The following is a 19,570-nucleotide window of genomic DNA, read 5'->3' on the forward strand; positions in this document are numbered from 1 at the left end:
GTATTCGGGAAGCGTCAGAGCTTCGAGAGGATTTCCGCGACATAGGCGTCGCGCATCGCGGTCATGACCGGGACCGAGGGATAGCCGATCGCGTATTTGCGATAGGTGGCCTCGGGAACCAGGAACTGCGCGTTATGGGCGTCGATCGCATCGGTGAGCGCGATGTCGAGGCGGGCCGTGCGCGAGGCCATGTGCTTCATCTTCCAGAGCTGCGGCTCGTAGCTCATGGCATAGTCGATCAGGAGCAGGGCCGCGGCCGGATGCGTCGCATTGCGGACGAGGAACGCGCCGTCGCCGCCACCATCCTGGCCATTGGCGAGCAGAGTGATGCGATAGCTCTCGGGCAACTGCTTGTCCTGCACGAAGGTGTAGGCGTAATCCTCCCACACGGTGCCGATCGTGGCGGCGTTGTTGCCGATCAGGTTCTGCGTGTCGGCATTGCCGTTGGTGACTTCGACGAGCGGCGTCAGCTCGCGGAAATAGTCCCAGACCGGCGCGAAGCAGCCGCTGTTCTTGACCCAGTCGGCGGCCGCCGCGTCATCCCAGCCGAAATCGTTGGTGAGCTTGTCGTGGCACTCGCCGGTCAGCAGGCTCTGCGCGACGCCATAGAGGAAGTTCTCGCCCGAGCCGCCCTTGAGCGGCGAGGTGATCGCGACCTTGCCGGGATTGGCCTTGGCATAAGCGAGGAGGGCCGGGAAATCGGCCGGAACGTCTTCCGCCTTCACGAGCGCGCTATTGTAGCCCATGCCGGTCTGGTCGCGATGCAACGGCATGAACGTGCCGCCATGCTCATAACCGAAGGAAACGCGCAGCAGCTTCGGGTCGTAGTTCTTTGCCTCGGGCAACAGGTCGGCCAGCGGCAGGTTGGCGATGATCGGCGTGTTGCGCGTCTCGGCCGCGGTCGGGCCCGGTGCGAAATAGGCGTCGGCGGGCGAGTCCTCGCCAGCCTGGTGAACGGCGATCAGCTGCTGCTTCGCGACGTCTTCCTTCACATCATAGAAATTGACGCGCACGCCATATTTCTTCTCGAAGCCGGGGATGACGGCCTCTTTCCAAAACACCGGAAAGCTCGCCGCGAAGCTGTATAGGTTGACTTCGCCTTCCTGTTTCGCGATCGGTGCGAGCACTTCATAGAAGTTTTCGCGCGTCAGTGTCGTAGCGTCAAAATCGAGATGCTTCGTGTTGAACGTATCCGATCCGACCGGCTTTGTCTGGGCGGACGCAGGAAGAATGGCAGCTGTCGAGATCAACGCTGCCATGGCGATGGTCTTGCTTATCATAGCCACGATATTTCCCTTCATTACAGGAGACCTATTGGCCGACCGAGGTGGGCTGCAGGTCTCCTACCGGGCTCATGTGACGGTCCCATTACAAATCGGCGTATTTTTGAAAATCATTTTAAAAAATCATGTTGCGGCGCAATCGCGGGTGCGCGATGTGGTGGGGCACCCGCGCCGGACACGGCGGGACGCCATTTTCTGGAAGGACGACACGATGAACGACCCCGCTCTCGTCACCGAGATCATGGCTCTCCCGCTCGTGGAACATCAGCGGGATGCGCCGTTGCCGGAGGCCTTGCTGCAAGAGGGTGGCGCGATCATCGTCTTCGGCCATCAACTCGAAGGCGATGGCAGCCTGCGTCCGCGCCTCGTCCGCCGCCTGCAGGCCGCGCTGACGCTGGCCCGGCACCGCACGGCCGATCCACTGGTCCTGACGGGCGGAACGCTGGGCGCTCCGATCAGCGAGGCCGAGGCGATGCACCGCTGGCTCGCCGCTGAAGGCATCGAGCCCGAGCGCCTGCATCTGGAGCCGATGGCGGAGGATACGGTCGGCAATGCCGTCCACAGCATGGAGATTCTCGCCCGCCTCGGCGTGAACCGCGCCACGCTGGTCTCGAGTACCTACCATGTGCGGCGCGGGCTCGTGCTCCTCGGCGCGGCGGCGGAGCGGCGCGGTCTGTCGATACGGTTCGACCATCTGGCGTCAGGCGACGCGCTCTCGCCAGTGCCCGGCGCAAGTGACGCCGAGCTCGAACTCATCCTCGCCGATCATGCACGCCTGCTGGCGATGCCGGGCCTGTAGCGAGTCTCTCCATCGATTGGATGAACTCCGCCCCCCGGTGGCTCCGCACGAGTCTCGCTACCTTGGCGAGCCCATCATGCTATTATGATAAATGTCGTGCGGGATATTGCTCCACGTCAATGCAGGCTGGATCCGCGCAGATCTAATTGGGTCAGGCTCGCATGAGGCGGGTCGGCGGAGATCGTGATCATGCCGAAGGGTTCGGTGACTGCCCCAATAGCGAGCGCGCGGCCGGCAGAGCGCGGCACGGCGGACAAGGCCGGGCATTCCGGTGCTACCGCATCGGACGCTGCCACTCGCGCACGATCACCAGGCCAGTTGGCCAGCGAAGGAAAGTCCCTGCGCGACAAGGTTCCACGAAGCCAGCATGCTGCGTGGAAGAAACCCGAGGGACGAGCGGATCCGATCGATCTGCTGTGTTCGTCGGATTCAGATCGACTGCCTGACCTGGTGCCCATCCGCTACGGCCGCATGCTCGAATCGCCGTTCGCGTTCTTTCGTGGTGCTGCCAGCGTGATGGCTGCCGATCTGGCCACTACGCCATCGATCGGGATCAAGGTGCAGGCTTGCGGCGACTGCCATTTGATGAATTTTGGCGGCTTCGCCACGCCCGAGCGCAATATCATCTTCGATATCAATGATTTCGACGAGACGCTGCCGGCGCCGTGGGAATGGGACATCAAGCGGCTTGTCGCGTCCATCGTGCTGGCGGCCCGAACCATCGGGCTCACCGATGAACAGGGCCGTGATTCCGCGATCGCCTGCGCACGGAGTTATCGCAAGCGGCTGCGCGGGTTCGCGGCCATGCATCCGCTTCAGGTCTGGTACGCGCGCGTGTCAGCAGATGATCTGCTGGAAGGCGTCCCACCGGGCGCTCGCGCCGGCGTGCAGCGGCGGATCGACAAGGCCTCCGCCCAGAGTGGCTCCGAGGTCGACTTCCCCAAGCTCGCCGGCATGGTTGGCGGGCGCGTCGGCATCCAGGACAGTCCACCGCTGATCTTCCATCCGGAAGAGACGCACCTTCCCGAATTTCAGCAGGTTCTCGATCAGGTGCTCGCCGGCTACAGAGCCACCCTCGCCGATGATCGCCGGGCCTTGCTCGACCGGTATCGGCTCGTGGATGCGGCCATCAAGGTCGTGGGCGTGGGCAGCGTCGGACGTCGGTGCTGGATTGCCCTGATGATGTCGGCCTCGAACGAACCGCTCTTCCTCCAGTTCAAGGAAGCGGTTGCCTCCGTGCTCGAGCCTTATGCCGGAGCGAGCGCCTATGCTCATCACGGCGAGCGTGTCGTCGTCGGGCAACGCCTGATGCAGCCTTCGTCCGACCTCTTCCTGGGATGGGTCACCGCGGAGGCCAACGGGCGGCAGTTTTATGTACGGCAGTTGCGGGACGCCAAGATCAAGCCACTCGTCGAGACCTTTGATGACGAGTTGCTGGAGTTTTACGCGGAGGCATGCGGCTGGGTCTTGGCACGCGCCCACGCCAAGGGCAGCGACGTTTCGGCGATCGGGGGATATCTCGGCGCCGGTGATCAGTTTGACGAGGCGATGGGCAGCTTTGCACTGGCCTATGCCGACCAGACCGAGCGCGACCATGCCGCGCTCAAGGCGGCCGTGCGCAAGGGCAGGATCGCGGTCTATCAGGAGGTGTGATGTCCGGCGGCGCCCATCGAGGGCGAGTTGATTGCCCGTCGCACTCAATATGCGAACGGGCTTGCCGGGCATGAACGGCCGAGCCGAGTGCGTTCGTCGGCTTCGGATATATTGGTTAATTTTCGGTTATGTTCTTGAAGGATGCGTTGAAATATAAACGCGTCAGCCGCGTATTTTGACGTTTACACGCCCGGCGGGCTATGAAAACTGTCGAGTTGACAGGGAACTACGCGTTCTCCCGTTGGGGGCGCGATATTCACATCGCTTGTACTATGGGGGTTAACATCGTGAAGCTGAGAGCTCGGACCAGCATTATTCTGGCCATCACCGCCATCATGTCGACGACAGCGCTGGCGCAGCAGTCGAATGCCATCAAATCGCCTGCCGAAAAGCAGATCGGCACAGCGTCGAAGGTTCAGATGGAGCCGTCGCTGGTCGTACTCAATTCCGACGGCGCGACGCTCGCGGACGGAAAGCTGACGCTGACGGGTGTGGCGGCAACGGCGATCATGTTCGCCGATCGGCCCGTTCGCGCCGCGGGCCATGTCACGACGACATCGGTCGTCGATGAGTGGAACGCCGACGAGACCTTCGCCAAGGATCCGCCCAATGCGACCGTTTCCGTCTTCACCAAGGACGGCAAGGACGTCAAGGACGCCGTCGTCGAGTTGACGTCGCCGAAGATGGTCGGCCCCGATCTGATCTTCAACGTGAAGGTGCTCGAGGGTGACCTGACCGGTGCCGATGGCGCCGCCGCCGTGTTCATCGACGCGTTCTATGCCGCTTATCGCGGTCCTGCGCGTTACGGCGCGATCGGCGTCCATGGTGCCTGGTATGGCGCTCCGGCCGGTGGCGCCATCGCCGGAGCCGCGGTCGCTGGTGCCGTGACCGGCGCAGTCGTCGGTGCCGCGGCCGCTTCTCGCCCTGTCTATGTCGCGCCGCCGGCCTATTACCCGCCTTATCCGGCGCCGTACCCGGCGCCCTATCCCTATTACGCACCCTACTAAGCCTGAGCGGGCTGATCGCCCGGCGATACGACTATGCAAAATCGCCCCGGATCGCACGATCCGGGGCGGTTTTGGTTTGTCCTACGCTTCGATCCAGACGGGCACCGACTTGAAGGCCGGCGTCTTGCTGCGGGGATCGACGGCCGTACCGACCAGCACATTGGCCTCCGGATAATAGGCCATCGCACTGCCGCGCGGCAGGTCGAAGGGCGTCACCACGGCGCGCATGCGGCCAGTATCCGAGGCGAGCGTCACGACCTGGCCTTCGCTGACACCGAAGGCCGCCATGTCGTCCCTGGCCAGGAAAACCGCGTCGCGGCCGGCCTTGGCGCGATAGCTGTCCTCTTCCTCATAGACGATCGTATTGAACTGCCCTTCGCTGCGGACGGTCGCGAGGCTGAGGCGGCTGCGCTCTGGTGTCGGTGTCGGTGTCACCACGAAATGGCCGCGCTTGTCGGGCGTGCCGAATTCCGGCGTGTGCATCAGCCGGTTCTTGACGTGGAACTCCTGCTTGGCGACTTCGATATCCTTGAGCTGCTCCATGCCGGGCACGACGGCGGCGATCGCCTCACGGATTTTGGCATGGTGTGCCAGCCCTTCGAACGGGATCGGGGAGTCCGGCAGCAGCCGGGCGCCGATCTGGCACAGGATTCGGCTCTCCGGGCGCACATTGTCGAGCCGGCGGATGCCGCCATCGCTGAGCCGGACATAGTTGAACATCGATTCCTGCGTCGTCGGCTCCCATTCCTCGTCGCGCGCCGTCACGGGCAGGATCAGCACCTCGCCATCGCCGAGGCCATTGACGTGGCCAAGATTGAGAGAGGTGGTCAGGAAGAGCTTGAAGCCGATGCGGCCCATCGCGCGGGTGGCGAATGCGGTGTCGGGCGTCGCGCCCCAGAGATTGCCGCCCATGATCACGGCGGCGTCGATCTCGCCCCGTTCCGCCGCCTTCAGCGACGCCATGGTGTCGAGCCCCTTCTCCTCCGGAAAGCGCAGGCCGAGCGTCTCCTCCATCCGCGCGAGCACGTCCTTCGCGAGCACGGGCTTCACGCCGATCGTGCCGATGCCCTGTACGTTGGAATGGCCGCGAAGCGGCAGCAGGCCGGCGAAGCGCTTGCCGATCATGCCGCGCAGCAGAGCGAGATTGGCGATCATCTCGACATTGGCGACGCCGTGGATGTGATGGGTCATGCCCATGCCCCAGGCGAACACCACACGTTCCGAGCGCGCATAGACGGCCGCGACTGCCTCGATCCGCGCCTTCGGCACGCCGCAGGCTTCGACGATCTGCTCCCAGGAGAGCGCCTCGATATCCGCGCGGAAAGCGTCGAACGCCGCCGTATGGCTCTCGATGAACGCCCGATCTGTCGCGCCGGCTTCGATGACCGCCTTGGCGATGCCCTTCATCAGCGCGATATCGGAGCCGATCCGCGGCTGCAGGTAGTCGGAGGCGATCTCGCTGCCGCCCTTCAGCATCGACATGGGCGATTTCGGCACCGCGAATTTGACGAGGCCCGGCTCTTTCGCCGGGTTGATCACGATCACCGCGCCGCCGCGCTCGCGGCACTTCTTCAGCATGTGGATGAAGCGGGGATGATTGGACGAAGGATTGGCGCCGATGACGAAGATCAGGTCTGCGCCGGTCAGGTCCTCGATTTCGATCGTCGCCGTGCCCTTGCCAACCGTGGTGGCGAGCCCTTCGCTGGTCGCCTGATGGCAGTAATAGGAACAATTATTGACGTTGTTGGTGCCATAGGCGCGGGCAAGCAGTTGGAAGACGAAGCCGGCCTCGTTCGATGAGCGCCCCGAGGAATAGAAGAACGACCGCCTCGGATCCGTCGTCTTCAGGCGCTGCACGGCGGTGGCGAGCGCGAAATCCCATTCGACCGGCACGAAGCGGTCACTTCCGGCCGCTTTGAACAGCGGCGTGTCGAGGCGGCCGAGCCGTTCCATCTCCCGGCCGGAAAGCTCCTGCAGGTCGGCGATCGGATGGGCGAAGATCTCGGCCGGGATCGACGGCAAGATGTCGCCCGATTGGGCCTGGACCGACTTGTTGCAGACGGAGGGAAACTCGCCCAGCTCGTTGGTCATGCCGCCGCGCTGGCCGCCCATGCCATAGGCGCAGGCCTTGCACGCATTCTTGCTCAGCAGCGCCTTGGCGGCCTTGCCCACGCCCATGCGCGAGATGGTCTGCAGCGTATAGAGCACTTTCTTGGGACCGCCGCCGACCGGCTGTTGTTCGCGCCGTGCCAATTCATTCCCTCCCGACTGGACGTATCAGCAAGATAGCATCAAAGGTGGCCGCTACGGAATCCGTCCTCGGCGTGGCGGTACATGCAGGTCTTCTGCATGTCTTGGAATATTGTCACTATGGCGTCCCGCAGAATCAGTTCGGCCAAGCCTGTCGAGCCTGATGCCATCATTGATCTCCTGGAGCGCGTCCGTGACCGATACCATCATCATTGCCCGAGACGGTTTCAGTGTCGCCATTGCGCGCCAGGGCGCGGAACTGCAATCGATCGTCGATCCGGCCGGCAAGGAATGGATGTGGGGCGGCGATCCCGCCTTCTGGGGCCGTCACGCGCCGATCCTGTTCCCGATCGTCGGCCGGGCTGCGAATGACGCGATCCGCGTTGACGGGAAGAGCTACCCGATGGGCCAGCATGGCTTTGCCCGCGACGCCCTGTTCGACCTGGTCGCGTCGGGGCCGGATTCCTGCCTGCTGCGCCTCAATGCGAACGACGCCACGCGCAAGATCTTCCCCTTCGAGTTCACGCTCGATGTGAGCTTCCGCCTCGCCAAGGGCGCTCTGCACCAGAGCGTCACGGTCACGAATACGGGCACCGGGCCGATGGCGGCTTCGGTCGGCTTCCACCCGGCCTTCCTGTGGCCGGCAGCCCCGGCGCCGGTGCGCAATTCCTTCATCGTCCTGTTTGAAAAGGCCGAGCCCGCCCCGATCCGCCGCATCGCCAATGGTCGTGTTGCGCTTTCGGTCGATACGCCGGTCAAGGATCGGACGCTGGCGCTCGACGACAGCCTCTTCGTTGCCGATGCCGTCATTTTCGACCAACTCGCCAGCCGTTCGGTCTGGTTCGGCCGTCCGGGCGAGCCGGGCATTGGGATTGATTTCGCAGGCTTGCCTTATCTTGGCATCTGGACCAAGCCGGGTGCGGGATTTCTATGCATCGAGCCCTGGCAAGGTCACCATGCTCCGGAAGGGTTCGACGGCGATTTCTTCGATATGCCGGGCGTGATGCGAATCGAGGCCGGCCGATCGGAAACGCGCGAAATGGTGATGCGCTGCGGCGCTCCGGCGCCGTAGTTAGAGGCCGAGATCGGCGAAGCTGTCGCCACTGGTCTCGCGATTGATCCGGATCGTCCTGCCGCGCGGGCCCTTCAGCGTCGCCTTGATCATGACGCGCTCGCCCCGGCGGCTCAGTGTTCCGCTGCCGCGCCAGGGCTGGCCAAAAGGTCCGGTCCCGGTGCCCGTAAAGGTGCAGGTCAGGGGCCTGCCGCCGCATGTGCCCATCAGTCGATAGGTCCCGCGCCTGCCATTGGAGAGGATGAGCGTGCCCTTGCGCACGAGCACGCCGGTCGCGGGATCGTAGTGCGCGGTGAATTGCTCGGTGATCACGCGACCATCGATGTCGATGGTTGTCCTGCCGCTGCGCTCGAGCGCGCCCGCCGTTCCGGTGAACATCAGCAGCGCGGCGATAGACGCCAAAAACACTCCGGGTTGTGCCATGATCATGTCCTTTCGTGAGCGTTGAGGCCCGTCAGGAAAGATCGCGCCGCGACTTTGCCGGATCGTTTCGGAAAGCGTGCCGTCCGGTGACGATTTGTAACGGCTCAGCCGGCCAGGGGGCGCGCCGCGATCGCATCGGCGGCTGCTTCGAGCTCGGCATCGATGTCGCCGTCAAGATCGATCCGGATGAAATCCTCGTCCTCCGTCGGCCGTTCCAGCGTGGCGAGTTGGCTGTCGAGCAGGGATGGCGGCATGAAATGGCTGGTGCGGGTCAGCATGCGTTCTTTCAGCAGGGCATGCGAGCCATCGAGGAAGATGAAGATCACCGGTCGCCGCGTGGCGGCCCGCAGGATGTCGCGATAGCTGCGCTTCAACGACGAGCAGGCGACCACGATCCCCTTCGCGGCATCATCGGCTTCCGCCATGCGGCGGCCGATGGCCTTCAGCCAGGGCAGGCGGTCATTGTCGTCGAGTGGCGTGCCCGCGGCCATCTTGGCGACATTGGCAGCCGGATGAAGCTGGTCGCCCTCGATGAAATCCGTGTCGAAACGGTCGGCGAGCGCGGCGCCAGCCGTCGATTTGCCCGAGCCGGAAACCCCCATCACGACGAGGTTGAAGGCGAGCGGCTCCTGCGCTCCGGCAGGGCTGGCGGCGTCGGCTGTCATGGTCGCTCCGTTGCGTTCTTGTTTGCTTTGCTGTTGCCAAAGAGCGCGCCTTCAGGCGCTGGCATTGTCCTGCTTCACGAGATCGGTCTGGCCGAGATGCACCGGCAGCGCGCCGGGGTGGCACTCGACACGGAAGCGCTTGCTCTGCACCGGCTCGCCGTCGAGATTGACGTAGAGTTCCTCATGCGAGACGTACTCGATCCAGGGACTGCGCGTCGTGACCTGCAGGCTCTCGATCGCCGCCGCGCCCTGCAGCACGAACTGCGCGAACATGTCGAGCCGTGAATCCGGCGGCACTTCCGGCAGGATCATGAGATCGAGCAGGCCGTCATCGAGCATGGCCTTGGGACAGAGCGAAATGCCGCCGCCGGCCTGACGGCCATTGCCGATGGCGAGCGCGTAGAAGCTGCCCTCCCATTCGAAATTCTCGGCGCGGAAGCGGCCGCGATTGGCGGTGAGCTCGGCAAAGCGGGAAACGCCGGTGACGACATAGGCGAGGCCGCCGAGCCGCCGCTTCAGGTCCGGGTCCGTCTCGACGGTGACGCGCGAGCCGAAACCGCCTGTGATGAGATTGATGAAGACCCGCTGCTCCAGCGTGCCGACATCGATCGGACGGGCCGGCGTGGTCGTGACCAGTCGCAGCGCCGCCGTCAGATCCTCGACGGGAATATTGGCGGAATGGGCGAAATCATTCGCCGTCCCGAGCGGCAGGACGCCGAAGGAGCAGCCTGCCGGCGGCTTGGCCGCAAGGCTCGCGCCGAACACTTCGCTGACCGTGCCGTCACCGCCGCCGGCGACGATCACATCGAGGCCGCCATTTCTGGCCTCCTCGACGGCGTCGCGCGCCATCCGGCTGGCATCGCCCGATTCCCATGTCACGCGGACCTCCACGACATGGCCGTCCGAGCGCACCGCATCGACAGCGTCGCGCACCCTTGGGTCACGCGCAGCCTTGCCATGGAGGATCAGCCGAAGTTTCATGGTCTTACACCGGTCATGGAACAACTGATTCTATTGGACGGGAGTTTGAGGGCGACCTCAAGCCCCTGTCGGGATCTGATTGCCCAACGACCCTGCTGTCCCCCGGCGCGATTGCCGGGCGCTTGATGACTGAGAGGATTGTGCGTGGAGACGATCGCTGCTGCCCTGGTTCTTCTCGTGGCTGTCGTCATCAGCAGTTCCGTCGTGCGGGCGGCGCCATTCGCGCTGCCCTTGCCGCTGGTCCAGATCGCGCTCGGCGCACTGATCGCCTCGGTGGCCGATCTCGGCGTGCGCCTGCAGCCGGAGATATTCTTCCTGCTCTTCCTGCCGCCGCTGCTCTTCCTCGATGGCTGGCGCATCCCGAAGGAAGGCCTCTTTCGCGACAAGAACGCGATCCTGGAACTGGCGCTCGGGCTCGTCGTCTTCACGGTTGTCGGGCTCGGCTTCGTCATCAACTGGATGATCCCGTCCATTCCGCTCGCCGTCGCCTTCGCGCTCGCCGCGGTGATCTCGCCGACCGATCCGGTCGCGGTTTCGTCGATCACGGCGCGCGTGCCGATCCCGAAGCGGCTGATGCACATCCTCGAGGGCGAATCGCTGCTGAACGACGCCTCCGGCCTCGTCTGCATGCGCTTTGCCGTCGCCGCCGCGCTGACCGGCACTTTCTCGCTGGTCGAGGCGTCGACGACCTTCCTCTGGGTCGCGATCGGCGGCATCGCCATCGGCGTCGGCGTGACGTGGATCGTGACGCAGGTCAAGAATATCGTCAGCAAGCGGCTGGGCGAGGAGACCGGGTCGCAGATCCTGATCAGCCTGCTCATCCCCTTCGGCGCCTATCTTCTGGCCGAGCATCTGGAGTGCTCGGGCATCCTGGCTGCGGTCGCGGCGGGCATCACCATGAGCTATGCCGAGATCGGCGGCCAGTTGATGGCCGTGACGCGCGTGCGACGCTCGGCCGTGTGGGATACGGTCCAGTTTGCGGCGAACGGGGTGATCTTCGTCATCCTGGGCGAGCAATTGCCGGGCATCATCGCCGGCGCGGCGCAGACCGTCCGGGAGACCGGCCACCATGAGCCGATCTGGCTGCTGGTCTACATTCTCGCCATCAATATCGGGCTGGCGGCTCTCCGCTTCGCCTGGGCCTACGTGTCGCTCCGGCTGACCATCTTCAAGGCGACGCGGCGCGGGGCGGCGTTCAAGGTGCCGATCTGGCGCGTCACGGCGGCGATGTCGCTCGCCGGCGTGCGCGGCGCCGTCACGCTCGCCGGTGTCCTGACCCTGCCGCTCACCATGCTGGACGGAACGCCCTTTCCCGCGCGCGATCTCGCGATCCTGCTCGCCGCCGGCGTCATCATCCTCTCGCTGGTGGCGGCCAGCATCGGCCTGCCGCTGGTGCTCCAGGGCATCGCCGTGCCGCCGGAACATATCGAGCGCGAGCGCGAGGACGAGGCGCGGGTCGCTGCCGCCGAGGCCGCGATCAAGGCCATCGAGCGCACCCAGCACGATCTCGCGGCCGGCCGCAACGATGCCGATCTCTATGCCGATGCCGGGGCGCGCGTCATGGAGCTCTATCGCCAGCGCATAGACGGGCGTTCGCAGACCGCGGAGGCGGCCGAACTGAACCGCAAGGTCGACGAGATCGAGCGCAAGCTGCGCCTGGCCGGCCTCCGCGCTGAACGCGACGCGATCTATCGGAGCACGCGCACCCACAAGATCGACGACGAGACGGCGCGCAAGATCGTGCGCGAAATCGACCTGACCGAAGCACGCTTTGGGTGATGGCGGGCGGCGCGACCGCGTCGCTCAGATCACCGCGCAGACCGTCTTCGTCTCCAGATAGTTCTCCAGCCCCTGGGCGCCGTTCTCATAGCCCCAGCCGGATTCCTTGTGGCCGCCCTTGGGCAGTTCCGGCGAGAAATAGGAATGGCAGTTGATCCAGACCGTACCGGCGCGGATCGCGGCTGCCATGCGATGCGCCTGGCTCAGGCTCTCGGTCCAGACGCTGGCGGCGAGGCCGTAATCGGAATCATTGGCGAGCGCCAGCACCTCGTCCGTATCGTCGAAGGGCGTCACGGCGACGACCGGGCCGAAAATCTCCTCGCGCATCAGCGTCATGTCGGGGCGGGTGTTCACGACCACGGTCGGCTCGAAAAACGTGCCGAGTTCGCCATCCTGATGGCCACCCGACAGGATCTCGGCGCCCTCTGAACGACCGCCGGCAATATAGGACGCGACGCGGTCGGCCTGCTTGCGGCTGACCAGCGGCCCCAGATCGGTTTCCGGCGCGAGGCCATGGCCGAGGCGGAGCTTTTCGGCCTCCTTGGCCAACCCGTCGATGAACTGGTTGTAGATCGGCCGCGCCGCATAGACGCGCGAGCCCGCGACGCAGACCTGGCCGGCATTGGCGAAGATGCCGCGCGCGACACCGGGAATGGCGAGCGAGAGGTCGGCATCGGCGAGCACGATCGCGGGCGACTTGCCGCCGAGTTCCAGCGTCAGCTTCTTCAGATTGCCGCGAGCGGCGTTGAGCAGCGCCTTGCCGGTGAAGGTCGAGCCTGTGAAGGCGATCTTGTCGACATCGGAATGCGTCGAGAGCGCGGCGCCGACCACCGAGCCAAAGCCGGTGACGATATTGACCACGCCCTTTGGCAGCCCCGCTTCCAGCATCAGTTCGCCCAGCCGGAGCGCGGTCAGCGACGTATCCTCGGCCGGCTTCAGCACGATGGTACAGCCCGCCGCGAGCGCCGGCGCGAGCTTCATCGAGGCCATCAGCAGCGGCGAATTCCACGGCGTGATCGCGGCGACGACGCCGATCGGCTCGCGCGTCGTATAGGCGAAGATCTGCTTGCCCGCCGGCTGGTAGCCGATCGAGGTCGGGATCGTCTGGCCGAGGATCTTGTTGGCGAAGCCGCCGAAATAGCGGAATTGCGCGGCGGAAGCCGGAATCTCGCCGAAACGCGCGGTCTTGTAGCTCTTGCCCTGGTCGAGCGTCTCGATCTCGGCCAGTTCGTCCGCATGGGCCTCGATCAGATCGGCAATCCGGGTCAACAGCCGGCCGCGATCGGTCGGGCTCATGCCGCGCCATTCCTTCGAGGTGAAGGCGCGCCGGGCGCTCGCCACCGCCGCGTCCACATCGCCGGCGTCGCCTTCGGCGATTTCGGCCAAAATCTGGCCGGTCGCCGGATCGACGCTGGCGAAATGGCGGCCGCTCGCGGGGGCCGTCCAGGCGCCGTCGATCAGCAGGCGCTTCTTCTGCTCGCCGAGAAAGGCGCGGGCGCCCTCCGTCTTCGGGGCAATCGGGACGACATGGATCGTCATGGTTCGGACCTTCCTATTCGGCGGCCGTCTGCTGGGCCGCCAGGGCCGCGACCGCCGCCTGGGCGCCGCGGAGAATGGAGAGATAGCCTGTGCAGCGGCAGATATTGCCTTCGAGCGCCGCCTTGATGTCGGCCTCGTCGGGCGTCGGGTTGCTCTTCAGCAGCGCGGTCAGCGCGACCGTGAAGCCGGGGGCGCAATAGCCGCACTGGAACGATACTTCGGCCGCGAGCGCGGAACGGACAAGGTCCGCCTCGGGAAAGGCGGCGAGGCCCTCGGCCGAGACGACATCCGCGCCGTCGAGCTGCCAGGCCATGGTGAGGCAGGAATTCACCGCCTCGCCATTGACCAGCACCATGCAGGAGCCGCAGCGGCCGACCCGGCACGCGGCCTTTGTCGCGGTGAGGGCGAGATCATCGCGCAATATGTCGACCAGGCGACGATCGGCGGCCGCCGCGACGGTCACCGGCGCACCGTTCAGGCGAAAACTGACCGTTTCACGCGACATGATTGGCTCCCGCGAGCGCATCGAGGATGGCTTCGGGCGCGATCGGCGTCACGACCGGCCAGAAGCCCGTCGCGTCGGCAATGGCGGCCGCGATCGCCGGCGTCACCGCGCCGATGCCGATTTCGCCGACGCCGCGGGGGCCATGCGGATCGTCGGCATCGAGGCTTTCGAGCGCCGTGATCCGGCTCGCGAGGGGAGCATCGGCGATCGAGGGCATCATGTAGGTGTCGAAATTCCGGGTGACGAAGGCGCCGCCCTGCATGATCGCGTCTTCCGTCAGCGTGAAGCCGAGGCCCTGTCCGCCGCCCCCCTCGATCTGGCCGAGATAGGCAGCGGGATCGACGATCGGTCCGGCGGCGATGTGCTGGTCGAGATCGAGCACCTGGACCTGACCGCTCACCGGATCGACGGCGACGCGGACGACCGCCGCGCCGAAGCAGAAGACATAGCGCGAATTGCCCTCGGTATAATCGGCCTTCGGAAAATGGAAATCCGTGCTCTCGCTCGGCATCGCATCGAGATCGAGCCGTGCCGCGAGATCGGCGAAGCGCAGCAGCAATGCGCCGCTGTTGGAACGCGCGTCGCGGATGCCGCCCGGCGCGATGGCGAGATCGTTGGCGCGCAGGTCGAGGAGCCGCGCGGCCGCCTCGCGCAGTTTCAGGCTCAATCCGGGGGCGGTGTCGCGGGCCGTGCGCCAGATGACATAGGTGCCGCGCGCCGCCGTGGTGGAGCCGGATTCCGGCGTGCGGCCAGTATCGCCGATAACGGGCACGATATCCTCGCGCGCGCAGCCGAGCGCCTGCGAAACCGCCGCCTGGATCGCCGGCATCACGCCCTGGCCCATTTCGTCGAGGCCATAGGCCGCCTCGATCTTGCCATCGGCGCGGAAGGTCAGCCGTCCGCCGCCCGGATCATGCGGGAGCGAGCCGAGGCCGGTGCCCTGATGATGCAGCGCCATGCCGACGCCGACGAGGCGCCCTTCGGCGTCGAGACCGCGCTCCGTCCGCCAGAGTGGGTTGGCGCTTGCGGCATCGAGCATTTCCGAAAGCCGCTCGGTCGGCGCGACCTCATGGCCGAAGAAGCCGGGTTCGCCGGGAATGCGGAGATTGAGCCGGCGGATCGCGACCGGATCGAGGCCGACCAGCTCGGCGAGCCGGCTGACCTGACTCTCGATCGCGAACACCATCTGGTTGGCGCCGAAGCCGCGAAAGGCGCCGCATATACCGTTATTCGTGAAGGCGAGGCGGCCGCGGCTGCGGATATTTCCGATGCGATAAGGGCCGGCGACGTGCTCGAGCGCCGTTTCCAGCACGGCCGGCGAGAGCGAGGCATAGGCGCCCGAATCGGCGATGACGTCGACATCCTGCGCGATCAGCCGTCCCTCGGCGTCGCAGGCGGTGCGCATGCGGATGCGCATCGGATTGCGCTTCACGCTCGCGATGACCGACTCGTATCGATCGAGCTGCAGCCGCACCGGTCTGCCGGCTTTCAGCGCCAGCAGCGCCAACGCCGGCTGCACATGCAATTCGTCCTTTCCGCCAAAGGCACCGCCGGTCGGGCTGGTGACGACGCGGATCTTTTCTTCCGGCAGGCCGAGAATAAGGGAGAGCTGCTTGCGGTCGCGCGTGCCGTGCTGCCCGCCGACGCAGACCGTGAGCGATCCATCGGCCTCGGGCACGATATAGCCGCCCTCGGTCTCCATGAAGCCGTGCATCTGGCGCGGCGTGACGTAGACATCCTCGACGATATGGGTGGCGCGGGCGAAGGCGGCCTCGATATCGCCGCGCTCGTGGCGGAACTCGGCGCGGAGATTGCCGCTCGCATGGACCAAAGGCGCGCCATCGGCCAGCGCCGCCTCCCAATCCTCGACCAGCGGCAGCGGTTCGTAGTCGACGCGGATCAGCGAAAGTGCGCGAGCGGCGGTCTCCGCGTCGATCGCCGCGACGGCCGCGACCGGATCGCTCATATGGCGCACCTTGTCGAAGCAGAGCGCCGGCTGGTCGGCGGCCATGATGCCGAAGGCGTTCTCGCCCCGTATGTCCGCGGCGGTGACGACGGCGACCACGCCCGGCAGCGCCTCGGCGGCGCTGGTGTCGATCGCGCGGATATTCGCATGCGGGATGCCGGCGCGGAGGATGCGTCCGATCAGCATGCCGGGCGCGCGATGATCGGTCAGATATTCGAGCGTGCCCGCCACCTTGGCGGCGATATCCGGCCGAACGCCCCAGCGGCTGGCGAGCTTCGCGTGCGAAACCTCGATGCTCTCGTCGGGCTGGATCGGCTCGGCCGGCGCCAGATGGCGTGGCGACGAACGGCGCGAGACGGCGACACCGCCACCGAGGCCCGCGACCAGCGCATTGGCCGCCGCCTGCTTGCGATAGCGCGCCGAGCGATAGGCGTCGGACGTGGTCTCGATCTCGTCGATCAGGCTCTCGCGCAGGGCCGACCAGTCGATCGCGCCGAGGTCCCGGTTGGTCAGCAGCGCCTCGCTGCGCGCCAGCCTCTGGGGCCGCGTAATGCCGGCGCCGACGGCGAGGCGCGCGCTTCGGACGTGCCCATCCTCGATCTCCAGCAGCCCGGCCGCGCCGATGATACTCGGCGTGAAGGCGGCGCGAAGGCCGATCTTGCGATAGGCCGTGCGGATCTCGCCCGCTGGAACGGGGATGCGGATCGCCGTCAGTATGGTGGCGGAGGGGAGGGCGAGCCAGTCGAGCAGCGGCCGTTCGGTCTCACGGCCATCGGCAAAGACGGTCACGCGCGCATCGAGCGCCAGCAGGGCCGGCCAGAGGCAGCCGATCCTTCCGGCGACGTTGCCGCCGACGGTTCCAAGCCGCCGCACGCCGGGGGCCGCGATCGACCGTGCCGCCTGGACGAGCAGCGGCAGGCGGCGGGCGATGAGATCGCTCGTCTCCAGATCGGCGAGCCGCGTCCCGGCGCCGATGGTGACGACGCCGTCCGCCTCATTGATGTCGTCGCGCGTGAGCTTGCCCAGATCGACCAACCTCTCCGGCTGTGCCTCGCCGCGCAGCCAGGCGAGCTGCATCAGCGTGCCGCCGGAAATCGCCTGCGCACCGTCGGCGAGCAAGCCGGCGGCCTCGTCGAGCGTTCGCGGTTTCAGGATCGTCAGCGCCATGGTGTCAGGCGGCCCGGTTGGTCGTGCCGTAGCGAATGCCCTTTTCCTTCAGCCAGCGGCGATAGGCGACGGATGATGAATCGGCGCGGGTCGGTATTTCGGCGCGCGGCTCCAGCGGCAGCAGCACCGGGCGCTGGTTCTCGACGATGATGCGGTCCTGCAGGAAGATCACCTGCTCGAACTTCAAGAGGTCGATATGGGCCGAGCGGTCGTCGACGAGATACATGACCGGCTGGCAGCGGCAGAGATCTTCCTCGATCGGCTGGATGAACAGCGCGATCGCATCGAGCCGGTTCGGCGAGGTCGGGCAGACGCGGTAGAGCATCACTACGAACGGTGAGGGGACGCGATAGGTCAGGCGGACGAAATCGCCCTTGTCTTCGGTCGCGGCGATGCGCGGCTGGAAGAAGGTGCAGTTCGTGGCCCAGACCTCGTCGACATCGCGCCTGATCTCGGACTGATAGTGCGGCACTTCCGTATAGGGCTCGGAGCCGAGGATATCAGTGTGCACGAAGGGAAAATGCGCCATGTCGAGAAAGTTCTCGACGATCCGGAGTCCCGAGGCGCGCATCTTGACCCAGCCGCAGGGCACGAAGCGCCGGTCGGTCTCGGTCGCCTCGATGATCTCGCAGATCTCGTGCGAGGGTGTGCCGAGCGTCGTCCAGAGGCAGCCATAGCGCTCCTGCACGGGCAAGGCAGGGCCGAGCGAGCCATCATCGTTGACTTCCTGCACGAGCGGCACGCCGTCGTCCTGCCGGCGCGAGACGATGTCCTGCCCGAGCAGCCGATTGCGGATCGGCGCCGCGCCAACCTCGGCGCTGGTCTCGATCGCGTACCAGGCATTCAATGCGACGGTGTCGGTGGTTTTCGTCATGCTGCTCGTCCGTTGCTCGGCCAGTCGCGGATCACGCCTTGGTCCATTGCGCTGTCCCATCGCGGTTTTCGTCGAGATAGGCCTTGCGGCGGGCGAAGAGGCCCGGCGCGACATCGCGGACATGGCGGATCAATTGCTGCAGGTCGGCTGTCTTCAATTCACCGCCCTCGACCACGACCTGGCCGTCGATGACGGTCATGTCGACATCGCCGCCACGCACGGCGTGAACGAGATTGTGCTGCAGGTTGAAATACTCGCCCTCGCCATAGAGTGGCGTCATGCGCGGCGTATCGGTGCGGACCGCGATGAAATCGGCCTTCTTGCCAACTTCGATCGAGCCGATCTCGTCCTGGAGGCCGATCGCGCGGGCGCCGGTCTTGGTGCCCATTTCGAGCACTGTCCAGCTATCCATCGCGGCCGCGTCGAGGCTCTTCAATTTGCCGAGCAGTGAGGCGACCTTCATCTCCTCGAACATGTCGAGATTATTGTTTTCCTTCTCGCCATCCGTGCCGATGCCGACCGCGATCCCGGCCTCCAGCATCGCCTCGATCGGGGCGATGCCGCTGGCGAGCTTCATGTTCGAGACCGGATTATGCGCGACCGAGACATTGCCGCGCTTGCCGATCAGCTCGATCTCGTCGGGATTGAGCCAGACGGCATGGGCGATCATGCCGTAGGGCGTTTCGAAGAAGCCGAGATCGTCGAGCGCGAACATGGCGGGCTTGCCGTAGCGCTTCTGGAACTCGGCCGCCTCGATATTGGATTCGCTGCAATGGGTGTGGAAGCCGGTCTGGTACTGCTTCGCCATGGCGACGGCCCGGCTCTGGCCGGCCTCGTCGGCATAGAATAGATGCTCGAGCCCGACCCAGACATTGATGCGGCCATCGGCCTTGCGGTGCCAGTCCTGGATCGTCCGCTCATTGTCGTCGAGCGTTTCGAAATAGTTATAGTCCGGATGCTCGCCGACATAGGGCACGGCGACGAGCCGGTTGCCGATCCCGCTCGCGGCGCGGGCGCTGCCGGCCATATAGCGCCACATGTCGACAGTCGTCGTCGTTCCGCCGAGCACGCTCTCGGCATAGCAGAGCCAGGACGCCGCCTCCGCCTCGTGCGGCTGCAACACGCGGTGCATCGGGTTGATGTGCAGCGTCAGCCAGTCCCAGACCGGCAGGTGCTCGGCGGTGCCGCGCAGGAAGCCGGAATGCATATGGGCGTTGATCAGGCCCGGCATCAGCACGCGCTCGGGCAGGCGGACGAGCTTCGTGTCCGGATGAGCAGCGGTCAGTTCGCCGGCCGTGCCGACGCCTGCGATCAAATTGCCGCTGACGAGGATCGCGCCATCGGGAATGACGCGGTTCGTCGCATCCATGGTGAGCAGGAAATCGGCGGCGTAGATCGTGTCGGTCATGGTGTCGGTCCTCGTGAGACGCCGCTCTCGGAAGTCACGCGGATTCCCTCCCCCTTGTGGGGAGGGCTCGGGAGGGGTACCGCCTCGGTCCATCCGGAGAGACTGGTCGGCAAGTTCCCGATATCGGCGCTGGCACCACCTCCCCGACCCTCCCCACAAGGGGGAGTGGGAAGGACAGAACGCGAGCGCCTACAGGAAG

General features: G+C 65.7%; 15 protein-coding genes. 5 read left to right on the forward strand and 10 right to left on the reverse strand.

Features of this window, described 5'->3' with window-relative positions; genetic code table 11:
• Positions 1-14 precede the first annotated feature (14 nt).
• On the reverse strand, positions 15-1,259 hold the full coding sequence (locus QO014_RS16885) for an extracellular solute-binding protein (RefSeq protein WP_266349877.1): 1,245 nt from the start codon (positions 1,257-1,259) through the stop codon (positions 15-17).
• Between QO014_RS16885 and QO014_RS16890 the strand changes: the two genes are divergently transcribed.
• From QO014_RS16890 to QO014_RS16900, 3 genes are all read left to right on the forward strand, one after another.
• Positions 1,231-2,082, forward strand: coding sequence for a YdcF family protein (locus QO014_RS16890; protein ID WP_266349878.1), 852 nt, complete (start codon positions 1,231-1,233; stop codon positions 2,080-2,082). The genes QO014_RS16885 and QO014_RS16890 overlap by 29 nt on opposite strands.
• Before the next feature lie 189 nt (positions 2,083-2,271).
• The gene (locus QO014_RS16895) at positions 2,272-3,735 is read left to right on the forward strand and encodes a DUF2252 domain-containing protein (protein WP_266349879.1); all 1,464 of its coding nucleotides are present in this window, start codon (positions 2,272-2,274) and stop codon (positions 3,733-3,735) included.
• Positions 3,736-4,007: 272 nt separating this feature from the next.
• Positions 4,008-4,742: a hypothetical protein gene (locus QO014_RS16900; protein WP_370877157.1), complete on the forward strand. Its 735-nt coding sequence runs from the start codon at positions 4,008-4,010 to the stop codon at positions 4,740-4,742.
• An 81-nt stretch (positions 4,743-4,823) separates the two neighbouring features.
• On the opposite strand, the gene QO014_RS16905 is transcribed toward QO014_RS16900, so the two are convergent.
• Positions 4,824-6,995: an FdhF/YdeP family oxidoreductase gene (locus QO014_RS16905; RefSeq protein WP_266349881.1), complete on the reverse strand. Its 2,172-nt coding sequence runs from the start codon at positions 6,993-6,995 to the stop codon at positions 4,824-4,826.
• 190 nt (positions 6,996-7,185) lie between these two features.
• On the opposite strand from QO014_RS16905, the gene QO014_RS16910 reads away from it, so the two are divergent.
• Positions 7,186-8,064: an aldose 1-epimerase family protein gene (locus QO014_RS16910; RefSeq protein ID WP_266349882.1), complete on the forward strand. Its 879-nt coding sequence runs from the start codon at positions 7,186-7,188 to the stop codon at positions 8,062-8,064.
• Here the strand turns inward: QO014_RS16910 and QO014_RS16915 are convergent, their stop codons facing one another.
• From QO014_RS16915 to yegS, 3 genes are all read right to left on the reverse strand, one after another.
• Entirely contained in the window at positions 8,065-8,487 is a 423-nt protein-coding gene (locus QO014_RS16915) for a hypothetical protein (RefSeq protein WP_266349883.1), read from the reverse strand.
• A gap of 104 nt (positions 8,488-8,591) precedes the next feature.
• A complete protein-coding gene (locus QO014_RS16920; RefSeq protein WP_266349884.1) occupies positions 8,592-9,152 on the reverse strand; it encodes a gluconokinase in 561 nt (186 codons plus the stop codon).
• Positions 9,153-9,203: 51 nt separating this feature from the next.
• Entirely contained in the window at positions 9,204-10,133 is a 930-nt protein-coding gene (yegS, locus tag QO014_RS16925) for a lipid kinase YegS (protein ID WP_266349885.1), read from the reverse strand.
• A gap of 144 nt (positions 10,134-10,277) precedes the next feature.
• Between yegS and QO014_RS16930 the strand changes: the two genes are divergently transcribed.
• A complete protein-coding gene (locus QO014_RS16930) occupies positions 10,278-11,912 on the forward strand; it encodes a Na+/H+ antiporter (protein ID WP_266349886.1) in 1,635 nt (544 codons plus the stop codon).
• Between the two features lie 24 nt (positions 11,913-11,936).
• Here QO014_RS16930 and QO014_RS16935 read toward each other — a convergent pair whose 3' ends face one another.
• Genes QO014_RS16935 through QO014_RS16955 form a run of 5 tightly spaced genes read right to left on the reverse strand, consistent with a single transcriptional unit; the run spans position 11,937 to position 19,371 of the window.
• On the reverse strand, positions 11,937-13,451 hold the full coding sequence (locus QO014_RS16935) for an aldehyde dehydrogenase family protein (protein WP_266349887.1): 1,515 nt from the start codon (positions 13,449-13,451) through the stop codon (positions 11,937-11,939).
• A 13-nt stretch (positions 13,452-13,464) separates the two neighbouring features.
• Positions 13,465-13,956: a (2Fe-2S)-binding protein gene (locus QO014_RS16940; protein WP_266349888.1), complete on the reverse strand. Its 492-nt coding sequence runs from the start codon at positions 13,954-13,956 to the stop codon at positions 13,465-13,467.
• Positions 13,946-17,089: a molybdopterin cofactor-binding domain-containing protein gene (locus QO014_RS16945; protein WP_266349889.1), complete on the reverse strand. Its 3,144-nt coding sequence runs from the start codon at positions 17,087-17,089 to the stop codon at positions 13,946-13,948. The genes QO014_RS16940 and QO014_RS16945 overlap by 11 nt, the downstream gene beginning before the upstream one ends.
• Positions 17,090-17,093: 4 nt before the next feature.
• A complete protein-coding gene (locus tag QO014_RS16950) occupies positions 17,094-17,963 on the reverse strand; it encodes an aromatic ring-hydroxylating oxygenase subunit alpha (protein ID WP_266349890.1) in 870 nt (289 codons plus the stop codon).
• A gap of 31 nt (positions 17,964-17,994) precedes the next feature.
• Entirely contained in the window at positions 17,995-19,371 is a 1,377-nt protein-coding gene (locus QO014_RS16955) for an amidohydrolase family protein (protein WP_266349891.1), read from the reverse strand.
• Between the last annotated feature and the right edge of the window lie 199 nt (positions 19,372-19,570).

The sequence above is a fragment of the Kaistia dalseonensis genome (assembly GCF_030814715.1).
In the GTDB taxonomy this organism is placed as follows: domain Bacteria; phylum Pseudomonadota; class Alphaproteobacteria; order Rhizobiales; family Kaistiaceae; genus Kaistia; species Kaistia dalseonensis.